Origin of the sequence: Fibrivirga algicola (assembly GCF_011742925.1) — a bacterium.
Taxonomy (GTDB): Bacteria; Bacteroidota; Bacteroidia; order Cytophagales; family Spirosomataceae; genus Fibrella; species Fibrella algicola.
This window is the reverse complement of sequence record NZ_WAEL01000002.1, coordinates 638,473-662,250: the sequence shown is the minus strand read 5'-3', so window position 1 is coordinate 662,250 and position 23,778 is coordinate 638,473. Positions and strand designations below refer to the sequence as shown.

The 23,778-nt window shown below is 53.2% G+C and carries 22 protein-coding genes; 10 read left to right on the top strand and 12 right to left on the bottom strand.

Features of this window, described 5'->3' with window-relative positions:
• Positions 1-19 precede the first annotated feature (19 nt).
• The 5 genes from F7231_RS07895 (at position 20) to F7231_RS07875 (ending at position 5,787) form a co-directional block, all read left to right on the top strand.
• Positions 20-223: a hypothetical protein gene (locus F7231_RS07895; RefSeq protein WP_166691503.1), complete on the top strand. Its 204-nt coding sequence runs from the start codon at positions 20-22 to the stop codon at positions 221-223.
• A gap of 123 nt (positions 224-346) precedes the next feature.
• Complete coding sequence (locus F7231_RS07890; RefSeq protein WP_229369716.1) at positions 347-2,050, top strand: PA14 domain-containing protein; 1,704 nt, start codon at positions 347-349, stop codon at positions 2,048-2,050.
• Between the two features lie 2 nt (positions 2,051-2,052).
• Positions 2,053-2,391, top strand: a complete 339-nt coding sequence (locus F7231_RS07885) for a tRNA-binding protein (RefSeq protein WP_166691502.1) — start codon at positions 2,053-2,055, stop codon at positions 2,389-2,391.
• A 74-nt stretch (positions 2,392-2,465) separates the two neighbouring features.
• Positions 2,466-4,544: a plastocyanin/azurin family copper-binding protein gene (locus F7231_RS07880; protein WP_166691501.1), complete on the top strand. Its 2,079-nt coding sequence runs from the start codon at positions 2,466-2,468 to the stop codon at positions 4,542-4,544.
• Between the two features lie 148 nt (positions 4,545-4,692).
• Positions 4,693-5,787 carry a hypothetical protein gene (locus F7231_RS07875; RefSeq protein ID WP_166691500.1) on the top strand — a complete coding sequence of 365 codons (1,095 nt, stop codon included), beginning with the start codon at positions 4,693-4,695 and terminating at the stop codon, positions 5,785-5,787.
• Here F7231_RS07875 and F7231_RS07870 read toward each other — a convergent pair whose 3' ends face one another.
• The gene (locus F7231_RS07870; RefSeq protein ID WP_374757373.1) at positions 5,788-6,822 is read right to left on the bottom strand and encodes a S66 peptidase family protein; all 1,035 of its coding nucleotides are present in this window, start codon (positions 6,820-6,822) and stop codon (positions 5,788-5,790) included.
• 141 nt (positions 6,823-6,963) lie between these two features.
• Between F7231_RS07870 and F7231_RS07865 the strand changes: the two genes are divergently transcribed.
• Complete coding sequence (locus F7231_RS07865; RefSeq protein WP_085412057.1) at positions 6,964-7,773, top strand: FecR family protein; 810 nt, start codon at positions 6,964-6,966, stop codon at positions 7,771-7,773.
• Between the two features lie 56 nt (positions 7,774-7,829).
• On the opposite strand, the gene F7231_RS07860 is transcribed toward F7231_RS07865, so the two are convergent.
• Complete coding sequence (locus F7231_RS07860; RefSeq protein ID WP_166691499.1) at positions 7,830-8,834, bottom strand: NAD(P)H-dependent glycerol-3-phosphate dehydrogenase; 1,005 nt, start codon at positions 8,832-8,834, stop codon at positions 7,830-7,832.
• A gap of 65 nt (positions 8,835-8,899) precedes the next feature.
• Here F7231_RS07860 and miaA point away from each other — a divergent pair, with 65 nt between their 5' ends.
• Positions 8,900-9,769 carry a tRNA (adenosine(37)-N6)-dimethylallyltransferase MiaA gene (miaA, locus tag F7231_RS07855; RefSeq protein WP_166691498.1) on the top strand — a complete coding sequence of 290 codons (870 nt, stop codon included), beginning with the start codon at positions 8,900-8,902 and terminating at the stop codon, positions 9,767-9,769.
• Positions 9,770-9,854: 85 nt separating this feature from the next.
• Here miaA and F7231_RS07850 read toward each other — a convergent pair whose 3' ends face one another.
• Positions 9,855-10,466 (bottom strand): thymidine kinase, encoded by a 612-nt coding sequence (locus F7231_RS07850; protein ID WP_085412060.1) that lies wholly within the window; start codon positions 10,464-10,466, stop codon positions 9,855-9,857.
• Between the two features lie 189 nt (positions 10,467-10,655).
• Here F7231_RS07850 and F7231_RS07845 point away from each other — a divergent pair, with 189 nt between their 5' ends.
• A complete protein-coding gene (locus tag F7231_RS07845; RefSeq protein WP_166691497.1) occupies positions 10,656-11,900 on the top strand; it encodes a DUF8457 domain-containing protein in 1,245 nt (414 codons plus the stop codon).
• 98 nt (positions 11,901-11,998) lie between these two features.
• Here F7231_RS07845 and F7231_RS07840 read toward each other — a convergent pair whose 3' ends face one another.
• From F7231_RS07840 to F7231_RS07830, 3 genes are all read right to left on the bottom strand, one after another.
• Entirely contained in the window at positions 11,999-12,904 is a 906-nt protein-coding gene (locus tag F7231_RS07840; protein WP_166691496.1) for a TIGR01777 family oxidoreductase, read from the bottom strand.
• Between the two features lie 173 nt (positions 12,905-13,077).
• On the bottom strand, positions 13,078-13,635 hold the full coding sequence (locus F7231_RS07835; protein ID WP_166691495.1) for a hypothetical protein: 558 nt from the start codon (positions 13,633-13,635) through the stop codon (positions 13,078-13,080).
• A gap of 37 nt (positions 13,636-13,672) precedes the next feature.
• A complete protein-coding gene (locus F7231_RS07830; RefSeq protein ID WP_166691494.1) occupies positions 13,673-14,812 on the bottom strand; it encodes a DNA polymerase III subunit in 1,140 nt (379 codons plus the stop codon).
• Between the two features lie 125 nt (positions 14,813-14,937).
• Here F7231_RS07830 and F7231_RS07825 point away from each other — a divergent pair, with 125 nt between their 5' ends.
• A complete protein-coding gene (locus F7231_RS07825) occupies positions 14,938-16,212 on the top strand; it encodes a glycosyltransferase family 4 protein (RefSeq protein ID WP_166691493.1) in 1,275 nt (424 codons plus the stop codon).
• An 81-nt stretch (positions 16,213-16,293) separates the two neighbouring features.
• Positions 16,294-17,073, top strand: a complete 780-nt coding sequence (locus F7231_RS07820) for a glycosyltransferase family 2 protein (protein WP_166691492.1) — start codon at positions 16,294-16,296, stop codon at positions 17,071-17,073.
• 113 nt (positions 17,074-17,186) lie between these two features.
• Here the strand turns inward: F7231_RS07820 and lon are convergent, their stop codons facing one another.
• The 6 genes from lon to F7231_RS07790 form a co-directional block, all read right to left on the bottom strand.
• Positions 17,187-19,685, bottom strand: a complete 2,499-nt coding sequence (lon, locus tag F7231_RS07815) for an endopeptidase La (protein WP_374757372.1) — start codon at positions 19,683-19,685, stop codon at positions 17,187-17,189.
• Between the two features lie 195 nt (positions 19,686-19,880).
• Positions 19,881-20,336, bottom strand: a complete 456-nt coding sequence (locus F7231_RS07810; protein ID WP_166691490.1) for a DUF6702 family protein — start codon at positions 20,334-20,336, stop codon at positions 19,881-19,883.
• Between the two features lie 110 nt (positions 20,337-20,446).
• Positions 20,447-21,769, bottom strand: a complete 1,323-nt coding sequence (gene rseP, locus F7231_RS07805; protein WP_166691489.1) for an RIP metalloprotease RseP — start codon at positions 21,767-21,769, stop codon at positions 20,447-20,449.
• 86 nt (positions 21,770-21,855) lie between these two features.
• Positions 21,856-23,031 carry a 1-deoxy-D-xylulose-5-phosphate reductoisomerase gene (locus tag F7231_RS07800; RefSeq protein ID WP_085412068.1) on the bottom strand — a complete coding sequence of 392 codons (1,176 nt, stop codon included), beginning with the start codon at positions 23,029-23,031 and terminating at the stop codon, positions 21,856-21,858.
• An 87-nt stretch (positions 23,032-23,118) separates the two neighbouring features.
• Positions 23,119-23,457, bottom strand: a complete 339-nt coding sequence (locus tag F7231_RS07795) for a HepT-like ribonuclease domain-containing protein (RefSeq protein ID WP_085412069.1) — start codon at positions 23,455-23,457, stop codon at positions 23,119-23,121.
• A complete protein-coding gene (locus F7231_RS07790; RefSeq protein ID WP_166691488.1) occupies positions 23,447-23,761 on the bottom strand; it encodes a nucleotidyltransferase family protein in 315 nt (104 codons plus the stop codon). The genes F7231_RS07795 and F7231_RS07790 overlap by 11 nt, the downstream gene beginning before the upstream one ends.
• Positions 23,762-23,778 lie beyond the last annotated feature (17 nt).

Genomic DNA, 23,778 nt, shown 5'->3' with positions numbered 1-23,778 from the left:
ATTCAACCCGGTCAACGCCATGAATTCACAACCAACTGCCAACGAAACGGAGCAGGATCTGCCCGACAGTAACACCCTGGGAGGTACCGAAAGTACTGGGGCGGGCCCTGACGGAGAACAAGCTACTACACCAACGCCCGAAACAACCGGGCTAGGTCACGACGACCTCGACAAAGCCGATGACGTGGCCCGGCGAGTCGATGAGCGTAACCAGGAAAAATAAGGATCACTCTAGTTGTAGGGGAATACAGGAAATCAGCGCGCACTTTTGCTTTCTCTATAGCAACTGGCAGGCTACCAGCAACCTACTGGCTGAGTTGGCCTTAAACCGCCCTGATTGTTACCTATGAAACTACCCCTACTGCTGGGTTGTCTGTGCGCCGGTCTGTTTGGTCTGGCTACCGACACCTGCGCGCAGGCCGATCTGCCCCGCCTGGATCTGGCCACCTTACGTATCCCTGCTAACTGGCAACGCGCTGGCGGAGTGTCTGTAAGTCCCGACAGCCCTGCCCTGAAAAACAGAGTCGGCAGCGAGTCAATGCTGATCAGCTCTGGAAAAGAGCCGGTAACGCTGGCTAGCCCGGTCAGTGATTTCGCCCTTCGTTTCGACATGCTGATGACGCCCGGTGCTGCCGTGCTGTTGCAATTACCCAACGGCGAGGCGATCGATCTGACGACTGCCCGCGACATTACACCACTCCTGAAGTCGGCTGGTCTTTGGCAGTCGATCCGGTTAGATTACCGGGCCAATAGTGGACTGATGGGGCCTGCGCTCGAACGGCTCCTGGTAAATGGAGTAGTTGTGCGCGAAGGTTATAAACTGACTCGTTCTGCCTCCGGGTCTGGGCCTGTACAACTTATGGCCGCTGCTGGTGCGGTGGCTGTCAGAGATGTAGGCTTCCGGGCACTGGAAAACCGCAGCGTAGCCAGTTGGGCCGGACCACTCCGCTACAACCTATACGGCGAAAGCATTGAAACCAGAGAAGAACTGGCTGGGAAAACACCTGTTAAATCAGACACGGTTAGCCAGATTAGCTATAATGTGTCGTATGGTCGTTCGGGGCGTTTTGCCCTGCTGTTCGAAGGCAAACTGAACGTACCTACAGCGGGTGACTACCAGTTCGATCTGGTGATGGGGGGAGTAGCCGGACTATGGGTCGACGGGAAACCAGTGATTCCGATGGTATACGACGAACTGGGTGCGGTAAAAACGCACCTGATGCCTCTGACTGCCGGTGTGCACAACGTTGAAGTAATGTACTCGCGCTCGTGGCCGCGTCCGGGTCTGGGCCTGTTCATCAGTCAAGCTGCTACGCGGCCTCAGGCGTTGCATGCTGCCGGTTCACTACCCGAATTTTCGCCGCCGGGGCAGGTTACGGTTCAGCCCGAGGCAAAGTCTACGCTGGTTCGGTCGTTTATTCAACTACCGGGCGAAAAAAATAAGCGCACAAAAGCCCTGTCGGTGGGCAACGCCAACGGCATGCATTACGCCATTGACCTTAGTCAGATGGCCTTGCTGATGGCCTGGAAAGGCGATTTTGCCGATGTAACCCAGATGTGGTACGAGCGCGGTGAGCCGCAACTGCTGAAGCCAATGGGGACGGTCATTATGCCGTCGCCCCGCCCGGCATTCGCCCTGTTGCCAAATGCCAACACGGCCTGGCCCGACAGTCTAACCGAAGAGACGCTCAACTACGGTGGGCTGGTGCTCGCTAAAGATGGCTCGCCGACGATGGAATACACCATGGGGGGGCTGACTGTTTATGAGCGACTGTTACCCACCGCCAACAAGCTCGACCACTCGTTTACGATAACCGGCAACCCAACCAATGCCGGGCAGGCTCAGTCGCTCTATTGCCGATTGGCCGCCGGAAAAAACATCGAAGAGGTAGCAAAGGGCCTATTCGCCATCAATGACCGAAGCTATTATATCCGGGTTGACCCGAAAACCAGCCTGACGCTCCGGCAACAGGGCCCGCAGCAAGAGCTGATGATGCCCGTTGCGCTCAGGAATGGCGCGGCCACGGTACAATACGCAATCGAATTCTAACGATGGAACACATCTCCTGGGCCGACTTTATGAAGGTCGATATGCGGGTGGGTACGGTCGTGGCGGTGGAGCCTTTTCCGGAAGCCCGCAAACCCGCCTACAAACTCACCATTGATTTCGGGGTTGAGATTGGCGTCAAACGGACTTCGGCTCAGATCACGACGCTCTATCAGCCTGATACGCTTGTAGGCCAACAGGTAATTGCGGTGGTCAACTTCCCGTCAAAACAAATCGGGCCATTCATGAGCGAGTGCCTGGTGATGGGCAGCGTAGCGGCTGATGGAACTGTAACACTTTTAACAACAACGCAGGCCGCCGAAAACGGGCTGCGCATCGGATAATAACTTCCCCCAACCTGCAGGGCGGTTCGCCGCTGAGGCTCGAAAACCTTGTAGGTTTAAACTGTCTTCAACCCGTGAAAAAACAACTGATACAGTCCCTGGTGGCGGTAGTCACGCTGTCACTCTTTCATTCCTTCGCGCTGGCCCAGAAGCCGCCCGGCGAAGACGATTACTATCGTATTGTTACACTCCCCATTCCCGATGGAATACAGCTTGAGGTCGGTGGTATGACCTCGCTGCCCGACGGTAGGCTGGCGGTGAGCACCCGGCGCGGCGATGTGTGGCTGATTGGCAACCCCTACATGCAGGGCAGCCGACAGCCTACGTTCAAGCGATTCGCTACAGGACTACACGAGCCGTTGGGGTTGCTGTACCGCACTGTTGGCCCTCACAAGGGAGAGCTGTTTGCCACGCAGCGCGGCGAAGTAACCCGCCTGATCGACACCGACGGCGACGAGGTAGCCGACGAGTACCGCGCGTTCTACAAATGGCCGCTGTCGGGCAATTACCACCAATACAGCTATGGGCCAATCCCCCTGCCCGATGGCGACATGGTTATTACCCTCAACCTCGACTGGATTGGTAGGGGGGCTAGTCAATCAAAATGGCGCGGCTGGATGCTGAAACTGAACGACAAAGGCGAAATGACTCCCTGGGCTACAGGCCTTCGCTCGCCAGCGGGCTTCACCGCTCTCCGCGATGGCAGCATTTTCTACGCTGAAAATCAGGGCGACTGGGTTGGTTCTGGCCGGGTTACGCATCTCGAAAAAGGCGACTTTGCCGGTAACCCCGCTGGTCTGCGCTGGTCGGGTGAGCCGGGTTCGCCGCTGGCACTGAAACCGGAAGACGTACCCAGCACCGGCAAGCCAATGTTTGAAGTCGCCAAAACCGTGAAGAACCTGAAAGTGCCCGCTGTCTGGTTTCCCCACACGCTAATGGGCATTTCGACCTCCGATATTAAGGAAGACACCACAAACGGAGCGTTCGGACCGTTCTCAGGACAACTGTTCGTAGGCGATCAGGGACACAGCAAAGTGATGCGCATGAGCCTCGAAAAGGTGAATGGCAAGTGGCAGGGCGCTTGTTTTCCCTTCCGTGAAGGGTTGCAATCGGGTATTTTGCGGATGATGTGGGGCCAGGATGGGTCTATGTTCGTGGGTATGACCAGCCGGGGATGGGCCGCCACGGGGAAATCGCCCTTCGGTGTGCAGCGCCTTGTCTGGACGGGTAAAATGCCGTTCGAAATGAAGACGATCCGCTCAAAACCCGATGGCTTCGAGATCGAATTTACCCTGCCCGTCGACCGGAAAACGGGTGAAGATCCAGCCAGTTACAGCCTCAACAGCTTTACCTATAAGTACCACAGCACCTATGGTAGCCCCATCGAAGACGCCCGCCCGGTGCCAATTCGGGGCGTTGTTTTGAGTCAGGATGGCCGCACGGCGCGTATTGTAGCCGACACAACCCTACGTGAGGGCTACATCCACGAAGTAAAAGCCGAAGGTGTGAAGTCGGCCTCAGGTACGTTGTCATTGCTCCATAACACGGGCTATTACACGCTCAATGCCATTGCGCCCGGCGAGGTAGCAAACGTACCTGCTCGCCTGATGGCCTCAGCGAGCGCAAATGCCATGCACGACCACAGCAGCATGATGGCCAGCACATCGGCCAAAGCTGGTATGGCGGCAAAACCCGTTGCTAAAGGCGGCAAAGCTACTCCGGTCAAAGCAGTAGTCTCGGCCAAGCGCGTAGTTGACATGCCCGCCACCTGGACCAATGGCCCCGACCAGACGATCAGCATCGGTACTAAGCCGGGTTTGAAATTCGACACCGAGAAAGTAGATGTGAAGGCAGGTAGCCGAATCAAGTTTGTCTTCAATAATAACGACGATATGCTGCACAATTGCGTGATCGTGAAGCCCGGCACCGCCAACGCCGTAGGCAATCAGGCACTGCGGCTGAACCTGAACGGGGCAAAGATGAACTATGTACCTACCTCGTCCGACGTACTGTTCCACACGAACATCCTGCAACCCGAGTCGGCCGAGAGCATCTACTTCACGGCCCCCACCGAGCCCGGCGACTACCAGTTCGTCTGTACCTTCCCCGGCCACTCATCACTGATGCAGGGTACATTGCGCGTGGTGAAATAGAATCAGTATAAAGCGTGAAAAAGCGAAAAGACAGAAGCTCTTTTCGCTTTTTTTATGCCTTTGCAACTACGTGCATAGGCCGATTGTGCCATTCAGGTACGTTGTGCATCCATACTGATAGACTATGGCCGTAAAATCTCCATTGCTTATGAACCGTATTGTGCTGCTGATCTTGCTGATTTTAAGCTCAACCTGTGTGCGTGCTCAGGAATCTGTTGAAAAAACCGACTCGACCATTACGCGTATTGTTTACCCTGAAAAAGAATTGAAGCTGTGGTATGGGAGTGACGATTTCAGAGTCGATAGGTTTGTGATTCTTCCTAACTATACGCTTCTGTATAACAATGAGTTATCTACATTTCGATTGCTCAGTAATGCAGAGAATTTAGTTAAAGATGAGGAACGCCTCCTGGCTATTAAGTTGATAAAACCATACCGTGTAAATGTTGGGAATGACCAGAAATGGGCACTGGGACCAACGACGACGTGGTTCACGGTACTAACTGACTCAACCGTTATAGCTGGCACCGTGTTGTTTAGTGGGCTGAATGGAGTGCCTGGCTATCTGTTAATTACGATCAAAAATGACAAACTGCTTATTGATCAAAAGCACTTTGATCTGGATTGCAAAACGGATGCTATTGACTCGAATAATATGCAGTTGCTGTCCCAGTATGTGGATTATAAAGGATTGCAACTCTATTCCAGCTTGTTCGTCTTAGCGCCAACACCGAAAAATAAGTTTGTTGTCAAAAAAAGTGTTTACCTGAAAACGGCGCAAAAACCCCTGTATCCCTGTTATGTCAGAGAAGACAACTTGGAGGAACCGGCGGAAAAGAGGCAGCTGATTCCCTTTCAGCTCATCGCTACGAATGACAGATTGCTTATCTACGATCCCGAAGCCGAACGGCTACGTGTAGTCACTACGGATATTGCCAATCCGGTGCTGCTCGACGTAGCAGAGGCCTTACCTGGCAACGTACCCAAGGGCCGCAAATTTGGCCGCGAGTTTATGGTCGACAGGGTAACGAAGCAATTGTACTACAAAACGCTGGCTGATTCGAATGGTAGTGTCGATCAGTTGGTAATGGGCGTCGACTTGAAAGCTGATAAAATCACGTTTGATCCAGTTTTGCGTAGCGGTATGAATGACTATTTCAGCCGGTATGTCAACAACCGGAAACTGTTCTTCTACGACAGCAAAAAAGGCTACATCTACGTGACCAATGCCGACTTGCCCTGATCAACGCACGGCTGGTTCGAGTAGTTGAATCGTGCCGTTGGTGGCGTCAATTTCGGCGTTGAGGCCCACGGGGAGGGTGAATTTGTCGGTGATATGGCCGATCATGGAGCCCGTAAAGGCAGGTACGTTCAGCGGTTCTAGGTACGTTGTCAGAATGTCTTCCAACGTCAGTGAGCCGTAGCTGTTCTCTGAGTCGCACTTGGTGCATTTGCCGAAGACCACCCCGGCTACCTGATCCAGAATGCCAGCCAGTTTAAGTTGCGCCATCATTCGGTCGATGCGGTAGGGGGCTTCCTGCACATCTTCCAGAAAAAGAATGGCACCTTTCCAGTCAGGTACGTAGGGCGTGCCGATGAGGTGGCTCAGTACCGTCAGGTTGCCGCCAATGAGCCGACCGCGCGCTATGCCGGGCCGAATGGTGGTGATTCGGTCGCGGGTAGGAGCCAGCGTTGCACTCTCATCGGCCGGGTTCCGGAACTGCACGGCCTCGCCATCGACAAGTACCCGTTTCAGCCAGTCGGAGGTGAACCGGTTCCAGGTGACTGCGCCAACGGGGCCATGCATGGTGACCAGGCCAGTTTTAGCGGTTATCGCCAGCAGGAGCGCCGTAATATCACTGTAGCCAAGTATAATTTTGGGTGTGCGTCGAATCTGATCGTAATTAATCAGGGGCAAAATACGGGCGCAACCCCAGCCGCCGTGCATGGCCATAACCGCGTGGACAGACGGATCGGCAAAAAAAGCGTTCAAATCGGCGGCCCGATCTGCATCACTACCAGCCAAATACCCGTAACGGTCATAGAAGTGAGCCGATAATTTGGTTTTAAAACCCAGCGCCCGGAGTGATTCGATGGTAATTTGTACTGTTTCGCGGCTGTAGGCGGGTGCGGCCGGGCAGAAAAGCCCGATTGTATCACCAGGTTTAAGCCTGGGCGGTTTACTAACCGGAACAAGTGACGACTGCTGTACGGAAAGGCGGGTTGCAAATGGTGCCAGTAAGGCCGATTTAAGCCAGATACGGCGTGGAATCATCATGGTGATTTTCGCTCTGAAAGCGGGAATTTCATTATTTATACCCGGAACAAATGGGCTTTTGTGCCGGTTTTGATTCATTCAGTAGAAAGCTATTTTCGCCACCTTTGGCACCCTATAGAGCACTTCGCGACAGTACAATACATGAAGCCATACGCCCAGTATACCGCTAATGAGTTGGCGGCCGATGACCTTTTTATCCGCTGGGTGCAACACCCCGAGGATGATGAGGTGGCAGCGTACTGGCAGGGTCTCGAATTGCAGCAGCCTCAGCTACGTGTACGCTTTAGAGATGCCCGCCAATTGGTGCAGGATATGACCCAGGCGCTGACGCTGAATAGCTTGAAGCAGGACGAAATGGCAACCGTCTGGGCGCGTATTCGGGGCTCATTGCAGGATATGGAAGATGTCCGTCCCCTGCGCCCTGAGGTACGTTCGTTTATTGGCTGGTGGTATTTCGCCCGTTCTATTGCTGCCACTGTGGGCATTATTCTGTTGGTGGGCTGGACGGTTTATAAGCAGTACTCGCAGGAGTCGTCGCGGATAATAACTACCACAACACAGTCACGACGTATAGTGCTCCCCGATGGCTCGGTCGTTACGCTGTTGCCTCACAGTCGATTACGGTATACGCCGCGTGGTTTTGCCCGTGAGAGCGCCTCAGAAGGGGCCTCAATCGTTGAATTGACTCGGGCTGTCTGGCTCGAAGGAGCTGCCGATTTTGAGGTAGCGCATACCAGAGCCAGCGGCGTATCCAATTCGTTTCGGGTGCATACCGACAACCTCACGGCCGAAGCCACCGGAACGCGTTTCCACGTGAGCCATGAGCAGGGCGAAACCCGCGTGCTGTTGCACGATGGCGAACTCGATTTGCTGGTGGGCCATCGTCAGGTACGTCACCTCTCGCCCGGCGAATCGGTGCTGGTTGCCGGCGGCGACCTTCATGCCGAATAAGTTGCGGGTTTCGTTGGCATCTTCCTGTGGCAATGACAACGAAACCCGCAACTCATCTACACGAGCTTTCCTTTCAATAGCGCCATTTCGGCGGTTGGCGTAGCGCCTTCGTATAAAATGCGATACACTGCATCCACGATGGGCATACGTACCTGATACGTCGAATTGATCGCGTAAATACTGCGTACGGCGTAGTAGCCTTCGGCAATCATGTTCATCTCGGTCTGGGCCGACTGAATGGTGTAGCCCCGGCCAATGAGCGTACCAAACGTGCGGTTCCGGCTAAAGGGCGAATAAGCCGTTACCAGCAGGTCGCCGAGGTAGGCCGACCGGCTCAAATCACGCTCCATTGGGTACACGGCATCCACAAAGCGGCGAATTTCCTGCATGGCGTTTGAAACAAGCACCGCCTGAAAGTTGTCGCCGTAACCCAGGCCGTGGGTGATGCCGCAGGCCAGCGCGATGATGTTTTTCATAACGGCACTGTACTCGACTCCATACAGATCGTTGAGTGGCGAGGCCTGCACAAAGCGGCAGGTCAGCAGGTCAGACACCCGTTGAGCACACTCGTTGCCGGTCGAGGCGATGGTCAGGTACGACTGTTTTTCCAGCGCTACTTCTTCGGCATGGCAGGGGCCAGCAATGCAGCTGAGGTGATCTTTGGGTACGTTGTAGGTTTCTTCGGCCCAATCTGTCACCAATTGGTTAGTGGCAGGAATCATGCCTTTGATGGCAGAGACCACGTGCTTACCGGCAAAATGAGTGGGCGTCAGGCCAGTCAGAGCTTCAGCGATGAAGGCGGCCGGAACAGCCAGAATCACAAAATCGGCATCGCGAATAGCCTCCCGGATTTTGGTGCATACTTTCACCTTCCGGGGGTTGATCTGCACATCGCTGAGGTAACTTCTGTTATGGTGAAACTGCCGGATATGATCGGCGTCGGTCTTGCTGCGCAGCCACCAGCGGACCGAGTTATTACCTTCCGACAGGATTTTAATTAAAGCGGTGGCCCAACTGCCGCCACCAATCATGGCTATTTTTACGGGTGTCGATGACTTCATAGAACAAATAAACCCGTTTTCGACCCGAATGGCCAAAAATTGGCTAAACAGACTTTGTTTGCCTTATGCTCGTCATCCTCGGACCCACCGCCAGCGGTAAAACGCGCCTAGCCGTACAGATGGCTTATCAGCTCATTGGTGAAGGCCGACCAACTGAGATTATCAGCGCCGATTCGCGGCAGGTATACCGGGGAATGGATATTGGTACGGGTAAAGATCTGGCCGATTACCAGATTGATGGTCAGATTGTTCCGTATCACCTGATCGATATTATCGACGCCGGGCAGGACTATAATGTGTTTCGTTATCAGCTGGATTTCGATCGGGCCCTGCAGGCTATACTAAGCCGCGGGGCGGTACCTATCCTGTGCGGTGGCTCGGGCTTATACATCGAAGCCGCCCTCCGCCCGGACGCTATGCTCCCGGTTCCGCCCAATGAGGCACTCCGGTCTGAACTGGCTCCCCTGTCTGATGCTCAGTTGCTGGAGCGGTTTGCCCAAACGCTGTCGACCTATTCCGACAAGGCCGACACCTCGACCCGGAAACGGCTGATTCGGGCCATCGAAATCGGCACGTACCTGAACGCGCACCCCGATGTTGTACCAGCACCCCGCCCGCCGTTGCCGCCGTACCGGGTTATTGGCCTCGATCCGCCCGTTGCAGTCCGCCGTGATCGTATCAGCCGCCGCCTCCGCGACCGGCTACAGCATGGCCTCATCGACGAGGTAGAGCGGCTGTTAAAGGCCGGAATTGCCCCCGAAAAATTGATCTTCTACGGCCTCGAATACAACTACGTAACGCAGTATGTGTTGGGTGAGCTGCCTTATGGTGAACTGGTTACGCAGCTGGAAACCGCTATCCATCAATTTGCCAAGCGCCAGATGACCTACTTCCGAAAAATGGAACGCGACGGGCTGGTGATTGAGTGGAGGTAAGGGCGGAGGGCTTGGGGCAGGGGGGGCTGACGCACGATTAGTTTGGCGTCAGCAACACGCACTGCCCCAAGCTCTATGCCCCTTGCTATTCTTGCACCCACTCGCGGTGAGGAGCGTCGGGGCCTAAGTGAAAACACCTACGGCAGCGCGCTTCGTAACTGTCTGTTTCTCCGAGTAGTACGCGCTCTTGTGAAGGCACAAGGCGGTACGAATAATGAGCAATATCCCCACAGACCACACATATGGCATGAACTTTGGTAACAAACTCAGCAACAGCCATTAACTGAGGCATGCAACCAAACGGTTTGCCCGAAAAGTCCATGTCGAGGCCAGCTATAATGACCCGTTTCCCATCGTTTGCTAACTGGTTGCAGACGTCTACAACGGCTGAATCGAAGAACTGAGCTTCGTCGATTCCGACCACGTCGCAGGCATGGGCCAGGGGTAGAATAGACGCGGCGTCAGGCACGGGTATGGATGTGATCACCGACGAGTTGTGCGAAACGATGTTCTGGTCGTGGTAACGTGTGTCGAGGCTTGGTTTGAAAATACCTACGTTGAGTTTGGCAATCCGGGCGCGGTTGAGCCGTCGAATCAGCTCTTCTGTCTTGCCTGAAAACATGGAGCCGCAAATCAGTTCTATCCAGCCTACGCGCAAATGAGGCGGTTCGCGTCGACGGGTGGGTTCAATAAACATACTAGTAAAGACGTTGGGATGCTATCAGCACAGTTGGGCGAGGCCCATTTTGAGGGGTTCATTCGGGCCGTAATCCGCAAACGATACGTCGAACGGGACCTGTTGCACAATTTTTTGGGCCTTCAAATCGAGGTTTCTCAAAAGCGGCTGCTTGATTTCAATATATTTACAAAGCAAAGGCTTTTAACAATGTCGAACAAGTTCAATACAAACGCACTCAACGAATACAGTAAGTCGTATGCCCGGCGGGTGGCAGCAGACTTTTACCATGCCAATCCGACAATTTCCGGTAAACAGATTCTGAATCTGACGCCGGTAAATCAGGTTAATCTATTCGTTGTCAGTAGCTTATTCGACAAATGGAAGGCAGAGACGGAGAAGTTTCGCAGTCCCTTTTTTGATTTTAGCAGTCCTGAAGTAGAAGAGGCCCTGCGGTCGTTTATGAACGTGGTATCGCAGCATATCGCTGTTCGCCGCGAACACCTTGAACCGTTGCTGGCCGACGCTACCAAGCGAACGCTAATTGCGCTGTTCGACCCCCGCTACTACTACGACGACCAACTGCGGAATCAGCCCGACTTCACGCTCACGGCCGAAAACCTGCGTCACCTGATTCGATATACGCAGATCAACAAATTTGTTCCGCTGGCGCTGGAGCAGCGACTCAACGGCCGACCCTTTGTGTATGTGAACCAGGCGCTCGGCTACCTGGACGAGATTCTGACGCAGCGCGTGCAGGAACTGGAACGGCCCGAGAAATACGTTGAGATGTTTTCGGAAAAAGTGGCGATGGATCTGTCGATACTGCTGCGTGGTCAGGCACTGGAGAATTATCATTCGCCGTCTGCCCGCTCTTTTTTCGATCTGGACGAAGACGCCCCGCAAGCGAAAGCACTACCCGTACCTCCTCCGGCTGCAGCAAGTGCGCCCCCGGTTAGTATACCGACCCCACCGCCAGCCGAGCCGGTTGCCATTCCAAATTTAGTGGACGAAGAGCCTGCGGGCCCTGAGACCGTTGCGCTTAACGGCACCGGAAACGGCACTTATTTCACAACGTATTCTGACGCGCCAACGGCCCCTAGCAACCAGCCTAGTGTATTATCGACTGAGGTTGAGTCGCCTACTTTTTCGCTGAACACGGGTGCCGATAGTACGCCTGTACCGGGCGTGGCCACCCTGGGCGATTCATTGCAAAAGGTGAGCACTGGCAGTCTAGCCAAGAGTATTTCGCTCAATCAGAAATTCCGGTTTATCAATCAGCTTTTCAATGGTAGTGCCGATGCATACAATGAAGCCATCGCCGAGCTCGATCAGATGACCAATTACGGCCAGGCACTTGACATGATTTCGTACCGCTACGCCAACCAGTTCATGTGGAATATGGAGAGCGACGAGGTGACTGAACTAGTGGAAATTCTGAAAAGGCGATTCTAAGGATAAAGAGCTATAACACAGAGACACGGAGCGCACAGAGTAAGTGAGTAGTAACTCAAAACCTCTGTGTGCTCCGTGTCTCTGTGTTTAATTCCTGCTTATAATAAGTCTTCCAGCGCCTTCCGTAAATCAGGGAATTTGTAGCGGAAGCTGGTTTCGTCGGCGATGCGGCGGTTAAGTACGTTGTTGCCACCCAGTACCGTGATGGCTAGTTCGCCAAACATCAGTTTAATGACAAACGCGGGAATATTGGGCAGAATCTGCGGGCGGCCAAGCACTTTAGCGATCAGGCGCGTCAGGTCGGCATTGGTTACCGGCTGGGGAGCCACGCCGTTGTAAACGCCCGTCCACTGCGTGTTTTTTGTGGCCTCGATAAACAGGTTGCAGATATCGTCGAGGTGAATCCAGGAAATGTACTGCTGGCCGGAGCCAATGGGAGCACCCGCCCCTAGCTTGATGGGCTGCACTAGTTTGGGCAACGCACCGCCCTCCATCGTCAGCACAACGCCCGTCCGAATTCTAACGGTGCGAATGCCTAAGGCCGAAACCGCTTCTACCGATCGTTCCCACGCCCTGGTGACCTGCGCCAGAAAATCGTTTCCGCCCTGGCTGTTCTCGCGAAGGGGACGATCGCCGGTGTCGCCGCCGTAGTACCCAATGGCCGATGAAGACACAAAGCTCTTCACGTGGTGCTGGGTATCTTTCAAGGCGCTGGCGAGCAGGGCCGTCGACTGCGTGCGGCTATCCAGAATTTCGCGTTTGCGGGCATCGGTCCAGCGGCCATCGGCAATACCGGCTCCGGCTAGATGAATGATGTGATCGGCGGTCTGGATGGCGCGAATATCGAGCTGACCTTTCTCAACGTCCCAGAGGTAGGTTTTAACGCCATTTTGTTCCCGGGCCGAGCGGCTCAAGTGGCTAACGCTGTAGCCCTGTTGTTGTAGAAGTTCAGTAAGTCGGCGGCCGATTGTGCCCGTTCCGCCCGTGATTAGAACAGTTTCCATGTGGGATCAATTATCAATGTGCATTGATCGACTGTCAACTGAGTCGATCGAGGAGTGGCTCTTTCCGGACCGCTTCATACCCTATAAACCCGTTAACATGGAAATTGTGCTAAAACACTTGCCTGGTGATTTCGTGTCAACAAGCAACGTACCTGTGCTTCAGTACAAACAGCTCAGTGGTACCATTCGGTTGGCGTATCCAACTGCCGGGCATAGTGGGCCGAAGCGCCTGCGTAGACGTACCTGAGAAGTTTGTTCATGTCGGCTTCAAACTCCATATAGTAATCGGGGTCCAGCTTATTCAGCTTCTTCAGAATGGCATCGGTACGTTTGGCTACATAGATCGCGCACTTTTCTGTTCGGCTGCTGAGGCGTTGCAGTATGCTGGCATGGTTATCCATGAAGCTATTGAGCATATGAATGGTTAGCTCTACCTCGCCATACGTGTCCTTTGTCACTTTCACATGGCGCGTGATATGCCCGCTCACCGTGCGCATGTCCATCATCATCCAGGCGGGTGAATCCTGACTGACAATAGCGATTCGGTCGGTGATGGCGCGAATGAGCTGCCGTCGGTAATCGAGCGTGGTTTTGTGTTCGACCAATTCGTACTCCAGCTTCTCGGTCAGGATCGAGTCTTTGGCAATAAGTCGTAGCAGCAGCTTGTCCTTCTCTTTGTCGGGCAGGTGCGTAATGGCTCGTTTCAGGTCGGGGCTTAGGGCGGTGGGCATGGCTTGTCGATGGTAAGCTGACGCGTCGGGTTACGGTTTACCGTTTGATCAGGCGTGTAAACGTGAGCGAGAGATCGAGCAGGATCATCTTGGCGCGCGCATTTCGTTCGAGGTGATAGGCGCCTTCGTTCAGGTCACCAACCATGCGCTCAATCAGGGCGGGTTTGAGCACTTTACCAAAATTACGCACAAAGTTAAGCTCATCATCGGGTAGGCGCAGGAGCTGTTCAGCCCCTTGTTGCCAGAGAAAGAGGTCGCGGCAAAGGCGCAGGCTGTAGTCGAACAGGTTTTTCTGACGCTCTTTCGGAATCTTGTCGAACTCATCGGCTTGTTTGACCAGCCAGGTCAGATCCTGCCGATAGCAGGCGCGCATCCAGTCGGCAAACCAGGTATGTTGGTTACTACTGGCCAGGTCATCGGCTTTCGATTGTCCTAACTGCATAGCCTGTGCCATGTCGCCGTCGCTCAGGTAAGCAATGCGCCGTGCCTTTGTTTCGTCGAAGTTGAGCGTTTGCCGCAGGTACGTGGCCACTTCGGTATCCGTAAAGTTTCGTATCGGAATGCGCTGGGTACGTGACAAGATAGTGATGAGCAGCTTATCGGGCTGGTTGGTTACGAGCAGAAACAGCGTGCGCTCGGGCGGCTCTTCCAGCACCTTGAGCAGGGCGTTGGCCGCCGTGGCGTTCATTTGCTCGGGCAACCAGATAATCATGAGCTTGTAGGCGCCTTCGTAGGCTTTCAACGAGAGCCGTTGCAGGATATTCCGCGCCTCTTCAGCCGAGATGTTGGCCTGCTTATTGTCGCCACCGGTCGCATCCAGCCAGTCGGTGAGGGTGCGGTAGGGGCTGGCCGTCAAAAACTTACGCCACTCGGGCAGCAGCGACTCACTGCTGTTTTTTCCCTTGATATTGACCACCGGATACACCATGTGCAAGTCGGGGTGGACCAGTTTGGCCGTTTTAATACATGAGGCGCACTGCCCGCAACCGTCTGTCCGGTCGGGTTCGGTCAGGCGGGTTTCGCAGTTGACGTAGGTTGCCAACGCTAGGGCAAGCGCCATGTTGGCGCTGCCGGTTCGCCCGTCGAATAGGAGCGCGTGAGCCAGGTGATTGGTTTGAACGGCCCGCACCAGGGTTTCCTTGGTGTCGTCATGGCCGATGATTTCAGAAAATAGCATTGCTCTGCGAAGATAGCTTGTTTCGGCGTAGACCTGTAGTTGACCTGCTGGCAGAGCGTCTTGCGTCTGCGGGTCTACGCTGAAACAAGCTATCTTTGTTGTTCACAGTAAAATCACTGTTCCCATTGCGCGTTGTTCATTTAAACACGTACCAGACCACTGGCGGTGCCGCCGTAGCTGCCGGTCGGCTCAACCAGGCGTTGAATCAGGTTGGCGTCGACAGTACGTTGCTTGTGCAGGAGGCCACCCGGGCCGAGGCCAATGTCGACGCACTGGCCACTAGCTTTTTAGCCAAAAAGATGGCCTTTGCCCGTTTTGGTGGGGAGCGCCTCGCTTTTTTGCCCTACGAAAAAGATAAGTCGGTTCGTTTCCAGTTTTCGCCTGCCGTAACGGGTGTCGACCTGACTTACAATTCGCTGATCCGACAGGCGGATGTGCTGCATCTGCACTGGGTTAATTTTGGCTTTTTTTCGGTAGAGGGGTTAGCTACTTTACTGCAATTGGAGAAGCCTGTAGTCTGGACGATGCACGATATGTGGCCGTTTACGGGTGGTTGCCATCATAGCGGCACCTGCGAGAATTACCAGCGCGAATGTGGTAACTGTGTCCCTTTTCTAAGGAATCCAGGCCCTAACGATCTGTCGCACCAGGTATGGGAACGGAAGCAGAAAGCGTACGCAATGGCGAATGTAGTGCCGGTTGGTTGCAGCGAATGGCTGGCGAACCGGGCCCGGAAAAGTGGTCTGTTTCGCCCCTTTTCGGTGCTGAACATCCCTAACCCGATCGACACCAATTTATTTCGACCAATCGAAAAGCAACAGGCGCGCGAAGCGTTGGGGCTGCCTACCAACCGACGTTTGATTCTGTTTGCGGCGGCGAAGGTGAGCACGGTAGGGAAGGGGTTCAATTATTTTCAGCAGGCGTTGCACCAGCTACACAGCCAGCTGGAGAATCCCCGCGAAGTGGAATTGCTCATTTTTGGAGCGGGCGACAAAGGTCTACTGCACGAACTGCCGTTTCAGTATCATTTTTTGGGTCCATTGAGCGACATGACGAAGATCAGCCAGGCCTACAATGCTGCTGATATGTTCGTGATTCCGTCGCTGGCCGAGAACCTGCCTAATACCATCATGGAGGCCATGGCCTGCGGCACGCCCGCGGTGGGCTTCGAGGTGGGCGGTATTCCCGAAATGATTCAGCACCGCGAGTCGGGCTATCTGGCGCAGTACAAGTCGGCCGAGGATTTAAGCGCGGGCATGAATTGGCTCTTGAGCCTGTCACCGAACAATTATGCCGCCATTTCGCACGCTGCCCGTCAGCATGTACTCGAACACTACGACGAATCAGTTGTGGCGGGGCAGTACGCGGGTTTGTACGAATCGTTACTGGGCGACGTATAGCAGTAGTACCGAAGCTCTAGTTTCGGTAGAATTTGACAGGACTAGTCTACCGGAGCTGAAGCTTCGACAGTACATATTCCCATGATCTCCATCATCACCATAACCTACAACGCCGACCGGTTTCTGGAGCGAACGATTCAGAGTATTGTGGGGCAGCAACAGGCTATGCTGGGCGTCGACTATGAGTATCTGATCGTTGACGGGGCATCGACAGATGGTACGCTGGATATAGTCCGGCGATATGAAAAATACATTTCACGTTGGCTGTCAGAGCCAGACAAGGGGCTCTATGACGCCATGAATAAGGGGCAACAGATGGCCCTTGGCGAATACGTCTGGTTTATGAACGCGGGCGATGAACTGCATGATTCGCAGGTATTGGCTCGTCTACTGACTCAGGTACGTTCCCCGTCGGCCAACGGCCCTGCCGATGTGTATTACAGCGATGCACTTTTCGTAAACGACGATGGGTCACCCGTTGGTTTACGCTCTCAGGTAACACCGCACACCTTATCGTCGGGTGGCGTTACAGGTACGTTGCGTTGGCAAGATATGGCCCTAGGCATGAAGGTCAGCCATCAGGCATTCGTTGTTCGGAGAACCATTGCACCAACGTACCCAATTACTAACCTCAGTGCCGATCTGGATTGGGAAATTCGTTGTCTGAAAGCGGCCAGGCGTATTGAGCAGCTGCCATTTGTGCTGTGCCGTTACCTCATAGGTGGACTATCAAAGCAAAAGCATCGCCAATCGTTGATCGACCGGTTCAAGGTATTAACCTGGCATTTCGGCCTGTTGCCAACCCTCTGGAATCACATACGGATTGTTGGCCGGGCTATGGGTCGAAAGCTATCGCACTAAAAAAGCCTACAAGCTCTGCGGACAGAACCTGTAGGCTTCTTACTATATAAGGCGGACTGTAATCCGCCTATGTATCGTACGCTTGCGGACTAAAGCCCACGTTACGTGCCCGGTTAGGTCAGAACGCTAACTTTCTCAGCGACAGTCTCTACAGACGTTACCAGGTCAGTTGTCTTTTCGTCTGGTAGAATAAACGTCAGCGGCTTACTGACCTGCTGCGGTAGCAACGCAATGTCGAGCACTTGTCCAACCGTGTCTACGTAATGGAATGTCAGGTCCTTCACGTAAGCCGGGTTGATTTCTTCTACATCTTTGCGGTTTTTCACGCACATAATAATTTGCTTCACGCCCGCCCGGTTGGCCGCCAGGATCTTTTCCTTGATGCCGCCTACGGGCAGTACTTTACCCCGAAGCGTAACCTCACCGGTCATGGCCAGGTAAGGCAGTAGCTTGCGTTGCGTGAAAATCGACGCCATCGAGGTAACCATCGTGATACCCGCAGACGGGCCATCTTTGGGTACGGCACCCGCAGGTACGTGTACGTGCAGATCGTAGTTGCTAAAGATCCGGTAGTCGATTCCGATTTCATCAGCGTGAGCTTTCAGATACGAGAGCGCCGTCATCGCCGACTCTTTCATCACGTCTCCCAGTTGGCCCGAGAGGGTCAGGGCGCCTTTACCGCGACTCAGGCTACTTTCGATCAGCAGGATTTCGCCACCTACCTGTGTCCAGGCAAGGCCGGTAACAATACCCGCAATATCATCGTCAGAATACAGGTCTTTGTCGAAGATTTCGGCACCAAGCAGCTTGGGTACGTCGGCTGGCTTCACCATCTGGTTGTAGCTTTCCTCCATCGCAATCGACTTGGTAGCCTTACGGACCATAGCGCCGATCTTCTGCTCCAGGTTCCGTACACCCGACTCACGGGTGTATCCCTCGATAATGCGCAGGATCGCTTTGTCGTCGAACGCCAGATCTTTGGTTTTCAGACCATGCTCACGGCGTTGCTTCGGAATCAGGTACTTCTTGGCGATCTGTACTTTCTCTTCAACGGTGTAGCCCGTAATGTCAATGATCTCCATCCGGTCACGCAGGGCGGGATGAATGGTATCGAGCGAGTTGGCGGTGGCAATAAAGAGGCATTTCGAGAGGTCGAATTCAACGTCGAGGTAGTTATCCACAAACGTTGAATTTTGCTCAGGGTCGAGTACTTCCAGCAGTGCCGATGACGGGTCACCCCGAAAATCGCTGCTTACCTTATCGATCTCATCCAGGATAAACACTGGGTTCGAAGTGCCGCACTTACGGATATTCTGGATGATCTTACCCGGCATCGCACCGATGTACGTCTTCCGGTGACCGCGAATTTCGGCTTCATCGTGTACACCACCCAACGCCATGCGGCTGTATTTCCGACCCAAGGCTTTGGCAATCGACCGACCCAGCGAAGTTTTACCCACGCCGGGAGGGCCATAAAGGCACAGAATTGGCGCTTTCATGCCTTCGGTAGCACGTTCGCTTTTCAGCTTCAGTACCGCCAGGTATTCGAGTATCCGTTCTTTTACTTTTTCAAGTCCGAAATGATCGCCATCGAGAATCTTTTGTGCCCGCTTCAGGTCGAAATTATCTTTCGAAAATTCGTTCCACGGCAGGTCTACCATCAGTTCGATGTAGTTCATCGTGATGGGGTATTCCGGTGCCATTGGGTTGCTACGCTGCAGTTTGCTCATTTCCTTATCGAAATGGTCTTTCACTGCTTTGGGCCAGTGCTTTTTGCTGGCCTTAATACGCAACTGCTCCAGTTCGCGATCAGGGTTATCCATCCCCAACTCATCCTGAAGCACCTTCATTTGCTGGCGCAGGTAATAGTCGCGCTGCTGCTGATCGAGGTCGAGGGTTGCTTTGCTCTGAATCTCACGTTTCAGTTCCAGCAGTTGCACCTCCTTCAACATGTATTCGAGCAGCAATTGCGCCTGCTGCACACCTTCCAGCTTCTCGAGTAACATCTGCTTATCAGCAACATCTGCATTGATGTTTGATGACAGGAAGTGCAGCAAAAACATGGGGCTTTCGATATTATCGAGCGCAATGCGGGCTTCCTGCGGAATCTCCGGGTTCAACCGCAGAATCTTGTAGGCAGCTTCTTTCAGGGTCTGCAACAATGCTTTCCCTTCCTTCTTGGTTGCGTTGGGAAACGAATCGTCGATCTGCCGCACGGTAGCCGTCATGAACGGGTCTTCCTGCGTTATCTTGTTGATTTCGAACCGTTTTTTACCCTGAATAATAATTGTAATATTGCCATCGGGTAGCGTAATCATCTTGATGATGTAGGCTACGGTACCGATGTTGTAGAGGTCATCGGGCGTCGGTTCGTCTTTCTGCTGGCTATTCTGAGCTACTACACCAATGATCCGGCTACCCTTATATGCTTTTTTTACAAGACGTACTGATTTCTGTCGTCCAACCGTAACGGGAACGACCATACCTGGAAACAACACGGTGTTTCGAACAGGCAGGATGGGTAAGTGTTCAGGCACTTCATACTCCACATCGTCATCGTCGGGCGATCCGAGTGGAATCATTTCTATGCTGTCTAAATCTGTATCTGCCATGAATAGACCGGCAGTTAAATCATTTGGGAAAATCATAGGCGTTTCTGCCAAAGTGGCAGTAGGTAACGTATTGAGTGGTGTAGCGCTAGGTTGAGGAAACAGGAAAAGTTAGTCCGACAAGGAATGTGCCAGTTAAAAACCACTTCATTTATGACCGAAAGTAGCCCGAATGCAATGAAGGTAGCCGATTTTACTTTAAAGCGATACTGCCTGCACCGGTTGATTGTTTCGGAACACCACCGTTTTCTTCTGCTGATTGTACTGAATATTTACCAGGTTTACCTGGTCACTAAACAGGTCCATTAATATATCCTGTTTGATCACTACGTTCTTGAACGTATCAGCCCCGGCGGCGGGCATTTCTATATACACCCAATGGGCATCGGCCTCCTGCTCATAGCCTACATACGAGTAAGCTCTCGTCTTACGCTGGCTATCGGCCATGACAAAGTGCTTACGCACATATTTTTCCAGTAACTGATCGAGCTTGGTAGGGCCGCCAAACTGAACAGGTTTACCACCGTTTTCACGCGTCAAAGCTGTTTCCAGGTCATCCGTAAACATACGAATGCTAATTTCTACGGTTTGAGACTTTGCCTCAAACTGCATTTGCGTTAGACTGGTGTGAAAATCGTGCCGTTGAAACGACATGAGCAAGCCACCGGCCGCTAAAAGAAGGAGGGGTAAAAAAACATAATGTCGGATGGGCTGACCGCCTATCCGACACTGGTTATACACTTGTTTTAACCTGGTTACGCTCATTACTTGAAGAAAATGTCGTTCAGGAAGGCAAAAGCCATCAGGCCCAGCAATAATACCATACCTACCCGCTGCGCGCCTTCAACGAATTTATCAGACGGTTTACGGCCCGAGACCATTTCATAAATGAGCATGGCACCGTGGCCGCCATCGAGGGCCGGAATTGGCAGGGCATTGAAGAAGGCTAACGCCATGGAGAGCAACCCAGCCAGTGACCAGAAGCGCGTCCAATCCCAAACACCGCCAAACATACGGGCAATGCCAACTGGTCCGCTAAGGGCTTTAGATGCCGATACCTCTCCTTTGAAGATTTTGCCAAAGCCCCGGATGTTGTCATAAATAACGCCGAATGCGCGCTCCGTGCCTTTTGATACAGCCTCGCCAAAGGTGTAATCCACGTGGGTTTCTTTCAGGAGCGAATTAGGGAAGAAACCAATGGTGCCTTCCGGTGATACGGTTGGACGAATGGTGACCGACTCATTACCGCGCTGAAGGCCCATGGTGATCGTCTTGCCCTTGTTACCCCGAACGGCTTCCTGCACTTCGTGGAAAAAGGCGGTAGGTTTGCCATTGATGCTGGTAATGCGGTCGCCCACTTTCAGGCCGGCTTTTTCAGCTTCCGATCCTAGTTGTACCTCAGCAATGTCGAACGGAAAAACAGGGGCTACAAACTGACCGGCAGTTTCTTTGCTCGAAAACTTCTCGGCCAGGTTATTGGGTACGTCGATCCGGACGCGTTCCAGGCTGCCGGCCGCGTTTGGCCGCTCAACCGTGTAAAAGCTGTTGGTACCCAGCAATACATCGGGGCTAGTGATGTCGGCGATGTTATCGAATGGCTTACCGTTGATTTCAACGATGCGATCGCCAGTTTTCAGGCCGATCTGTTTTCCGTATTCGAGGGCTACAATACCGAATTTGGCGTCCTGATTGGCGATGTAGGTGCTGCCGAGGCTGTACATCAGCGCCGTGAAGATGACGATACCCGTAATTATGTTGACGATGATACCGCCCATCATAACAACGAGACGCTGCCAGGCCGGTTTTGCCCGGAACTCGTAAGGCTGTGGGGGTAAGTTCATCTGAGCCGTATCGAGCGACTCGTCGATCATACCCGAAATCTTCACAAAGCCGCCCAGCGGAATAGCGCCAAGGCCATACTCTGTTTCGCCTTTACGGAAACTAACTACCTTGGGCGGGAAGCCAATAAAATACTGTTCTACACGCATGCCAAACATACGGGCGGCTACCAGGTGCCCCAACTCATGAAGGCCTACTAAGAGTGAAAGGGCCAGCAACAGCTGACCAACCATGATTACTGTTTCCATCTATACGTATTTAGACGTTAGAGGTTGCCTGCGGAACGGTAGACGTATATAATCCCATTCCTGTGGCTAACCATCATCGTCTTATTCTAAACAAAAGTACCAATCTTTTCGGTCGCAATTCGCCGGGTTTCTTTATCGGTAGCTACGTAATCGTCGTAGGTAGGGTTTGCCACAAACGACGCCTGTTGCATGGCCGCCTCGATTACATCGGAGATTCCGAGGAAACTTACCCGGTCGTTCAGGAAAGCGTCGACGGCTATCTCGTTGGCTGCGTTGATGATACAGGGCATGTTGCCACCTTTTTCGAGGGCATCGAACGCTAACTGTAGATTTCGGAACGTACCCAGATCGGGTTGCTCAAACGTCAGCGACGGGTACTGCGCGAAATTAAAACGAGGAAAATCTGATTTTAGTCGATTGGGATAGCCGAGTGCAAACTGAATGGGCAGTTTCATATCGGGCAGTCCCATTTGCGCCTTAATGCTGCCATCTTCAAACTGAACGAGCGAATGCACGATGCTCTGCGGGTGCACGATCACGTCGATCTGGTTGGGGCGCAGATTGAATAGCCATTTGGCTTCGATCACCTCCAGTCCTTTGTTCATCAGCGTGGCTGAGTCGATGGTGATCTTGGCGCCCATCGTCCAATTGGGGTGCTTCAGGGCCTGCGCGCGGGTTACCGTTTCCAGGTACGTTCGGTCGCGCCCCCGGAAGGGTCCACCCGAGGCCGTCAGGATTATTTTTTCAATGGGATTGTGGAACTCGCCAACCAGGCATTGAAAAATAGCCGAATGCTCTGAATCGACGGGGTAAATGTTTACGCCTCGTTCGGCGGCCATGCGCGTAATGAGCTCACCCGCTACCACCAGCGTTTCTTTATTAGCCAGCGCAATGGGCTTACCGGCTTCGATAGCCTTGATCGTTGGCAGCAGACCCGCATACCCGACCATAGCCGTGAGTACCATATCGACGGTGTCCATCTGCACCACCTCGGCAATGGAAGTCAATCCGGCATATACTTTAATGTCGAGTGGGTCGAGGGCCGCAAAGACGGTATCGTAGCGTGATTCGTCGCAGATGACTACCACGTTGGGACGTACCTGGCGTGCCTGTTCGATGAGCAGGTCGGCGTTATGGTTCGCCGTGAGCACTTCCACCTCGAACTGGTCGGGGTGGGCCAGTATCACCTCAATGGCCTGGGTACCAATAGAGCCCGTAGAGCCCAGAATGGCAATGCGGCGTTTAGGATTCGGATTCGTCATTTAGTCGGTAACGCAAATATTGAATATGACTATAATGAGGGGAATCGAGCGCCACCTTGAGCGCAGCAGGTTCGTAATTAACCTCATCTAGCATGAGTAGGAGAATGGATTTAGGGGGCAGGAGTTTACGCTTGCTGGTATAAAAACCAGTTCATCATCAACACCTCTGTAATCGTGTACTAAAAATTCACGTATGCCGCCCATTTGCCGCCGGGGGATAATTACGTGAGGAGCCTTAAGCGCTTTGTCAATTTTCTTTGTTTCCTCGCCAATAACCAAAAGCAAACTCCAGGTTGCGTTGTAATTAAGTTGATCGTTTGCCCAAGCAAGCCCGTCTGCTTCAGAAAAGCCTTTGGTATAGATTGTTATCTTTTTGATGCGTTCCAGAATAGTACAGATGTAGGTTAGGTTCTTGCTACTGAACATAGACTACATCTTTTTGCATGGCGTACTTTACAAAGGGATTCATCACCTTTTCGTTAACCAGATCGAGCTTGCGACCTAATTTACGCCGTAGGATGCGATACAGTTTTTCGCGCTCAGCCAGTGAGAGGTATCGGTTGTCTTCAACGGCAAACACCAGATCTATATCGCTTGCCGGCGATTGCTCATTACGAGCGAAACTGCCGTATAACCCAATCTGACAAACGGCAAACTCGGCCTGAAGGCGCTGCTTGAGTTCGCTCAGCGTTGTCAGAATAAAAGTCGAGTCGATTTGCTGCGTTGTCATATATGTAGCGGTTGCCC